Consider the following 2,909-nt stretch of genomic DNA (forward strand, 5'->3'; position numbering starts at 1 on the left):
TTGGTGGGGTGCTCGCAGGCCTGCTCCTTGGCCACCAGCGTCAGCACGCGCAGCGATTTCGTCGGCGTGTGTTCTCGCAGCGCATGCAGGGCCTCCAGCGCGGTGATGCGGCCGGTGCCCTTGCAGGTCATGTAGCCGATCTTGTCGAGCTGCTGAAGCGGCATGGCGCGCAGCAGCGGGTACAGCGTGCCCAGGGTCTTGCCGATGCCGGTGGGTGCCTGGGCCAGGAGGCAGCGGCCGTTGGCGGCCACGCGGTAGACGGCCTCGGCGAGCAGGCGCTGACCGGGGCGCAGTTCGCCCTTGGGGAAGGGCAGGGCGCTCAGGTCGGCGTCGCGTGCTTTGCGGTGCTCCGCCTCCTGTCGTGCCCAGGCCTCGAACTGCCGGCAGCGCAACTCGAAGGCGGCTTGCAGCTCGCTGGCCGTCACCTTCTCGCGCAGCACGGTCTCGTTTTGCGTGTCGGCATCGACGTAGACGAGGGCCAGCTCCAGCTCGGTCAGGCCGCGGTCGGCGGCAATCAGCGCGCCATAGGTTTGCAGCTGGGCCCAGTGCAGGGCGCGGCGGTTGTCGGGAATGGCCTCGACGGGGCCGCGGATGGTCTTGATCTCCTCCAGCCGGTTCACGTCGGCCTCGTAGCCGTCGGCCCGGCCGCGTACGCGCAGGTTGCCGTGGACGGCCTCCAGCGGCAGCTCGGTCTCGTAGCCCGGCGAACGGCGCGCCAGCACGGCCATCTGGCCGGCCTGGCCCTCCAGCGCCGTGGCCGAGGGCGTGAAGCGGCGGTCCAGGCTGCCGCGCTTGGCAGTGAACTCGCACAGGCTGCGTACCGAGACGCTGTAGCTCCAGTCGCTCAAAACAAGCTCAGGTTGTCGAGCGTGGGCAGAGGCTCTGCTCGCGCTGGCGCCGGGGGCGGCACCTCGCTCGCATGCACGAGGTTGCCGATGCGCACGCCCATCAGCCGCAGGCGCTTGTCGAACGTGACGCGCTTGAGGCACAAGCCCACGGCATGGCGGATGTCGGCGGCGCTGGTGATGGCGGCCTTCAACGTCTGGTCGCGCGTGACAGTGACGAAGCCCTCGAAGCGCAGCTTGATGCCCACCGTCTTGCCACCGTAGTGCTTGCGGGCCAGATCGCGCGACAGGCTCTCGCACAGCTCGTCCATGATGCCGCCGAGCAGGGCACGGTCGTGCACGGCGCTCAGGTCGCGCTCGAAGGTGGTCTCGCGGCTGATGGACACGGGCTCACTGTGCGTGACGACGGGCCGCGAATCGCGGCCATGCGAGGCGGCGTGCAGCCACTGGCCGTAGCTTTCGCCGAACTGCTCGACCAGCCAGGCCGGGTCGGCGGCGGCGATGTCGCCCACCGTCTCCAACCCCAACCTGACGAGCTTCTCGCCCGCCTTGGGGCCGATGCCGTTGATCTTGCGCACGCCCAGGGGCCAGACGCGTGTGGGGATGTCGTCCAGTGTCAGCACGCTGATGCCGTCGGGCTTGTCCAGCTCGCTGGCTATTTTTGAGAGCAGCTTGTTGGGCGTGACGCCGATGGAGCAGGTCAGGCCGGTGGCGCGGCCCACCGAGTTCTTGATCTCGCGGGCCACCGCCTTCACGCCGCCCAGCGGGTCGTGGCCGACGGCGTCGCGCACGCCAGGCACGTCGCTCAGGTCGATGTAGATCTCGTCGATGCCACGGTCCTCGATGACCGGTGCGACTTCGGCGACGGCGGCCTTGAACAGGCGCGAGTACTTGCGGTAGCTGTCGAAGTCGGCCGGCAGCAGGATGGCGTCGGGCGCGCGCAGGGCGGCTTTCATCAGGCCCATGGCCGAGAACACGCCGAGGTCCCGCGCGGCGTAGGTGGACGTCGTGACGACGCCGCGGCCGGTGTAGTCGCGCAGCTTGGAGTAGCGCCAGCTGCCGTCTTCCAGCTGCTGCGGCGCATCCGCCCGCCGGCCACCGATGACGACCGCCTGGCCTTTGAGCTGCGGATAGCGCAGCAGCTCGACGGACGCATAGAAGGCGTCCATGTCGAGGTGGGCGATCCAGCGGTCGGGCTGTTGCATGGCCTGGATTGTCACTGGGAATAAAGACAGGGTCTGGCAGCATCGGCAGAATGCCCCGACCTTGATGGAAAGACGCTCCATGCGCGCCCTGCTGCTGCTTTGCACCTGCCTGCTGCTGGCCGCCTGCGCCAGTGCCCCGATGAACCCGCCGCGCAACAAGCCGGTGGCCTTGCAGACCGTGCAGCGCGCACCCATGCCGCTGGATGCCGATACCGTCGTCGCGCTGAGTTTCTCGGGTGGTGGCCTGCGTGCGGCGGCGTTTTCCTACGGCGTGCTGGAGGGGCTGCGCGAGCAGGCGTCGACGCCAGGGCGCACGCTGCTGGATGAGGTCAGCTTCATCACCAGCGTGTCGGGTGGCTCGCTGACGTCGGCCTACTTCGGCCTGCACGGCRCCGAGGGCCTGCGTGAGTTCCGCGACAAGGTGCTGCTGCGCGACGGCGAAGCCAACCTGCGCTTCAGCCTGCTCAATCCCAACAACCTGCGGCGTCTGTTTGCCGGTGGCCTGAACGACCGCAGCGACTTCAACGACTGGCTGGAGAACGATGTCTTCAAGGGCGCGACATTCGCCGACATGTTCAAGCGCTCGCGGCCCGTGGTGTGGATCAGCGCCAGCAATGTGCAGTACCGGCTGGCCTTTCCCTTCCATGAGCGTGCCTTCGATGCGCTGTGCAGTGACCTTGCGAGTTATCCGGTCTCCGAGGCGGTGGCGGCGTCGATGGCGGTGCCGCTGCTCTTCGCGCCTGTGGTGCTGGAGCGCTTTCCCGATGCCTGCCAGGTGCAAATGCCGCCGGGCCTGGCGGTGCGCCGGGACGAGCGCGACGACCAGTACCGGCTGCGGCTGGCGCTAGCGCGGTTGTTC

The 2,909-nt window shown here is 68.6% G+C and carries 2 protein-coding genes and 1 pseudogene; 1 reads left to right on the forward strand and 2 read right to left on the reverse strand.

Features of this window, described 5'->3' with window-relative positions; genetic code table 11:
• A pseudogene (locus AC1DU6_RS25720) lies at window positions 1-848 on the reverse strand (ATP-dependent DNA helicase); the annotation flags it as partial.
• Window positions 845-2,050: a DNA polymerase Y family protein gene (locus AC1DU6_RS25725; protein WP_477860577.1), complete on the reverse strand. Its 1,206-nt coding sequence runs from the start codon at window positions 2,048-2,050 to the stop codon at window positions 845-847. The gene AC1DU6_RS25725 and the pseudogene AC1DU6_RS25720, both read right to left, overlap by 4 nt.
• 79 nt (window positions 2,051-2,129) lie before the next feature.
• On the opposite strand from AC1DU6_RS25725, the gene AC1DU6_RS25730 reads away from it, so the two are divergent.
• Window positions 2,130-2,909: patatin-like phospholipase family protein (locus tag AC1DU6_RS25730; RefSeq protein ID WP_477860579.1), on the forward strand; the 780-nt coding region annotated here is incomplete at its 3' end.

Source organism: Roseateles sp. P5_B10, from assembly GCF_056400485.1.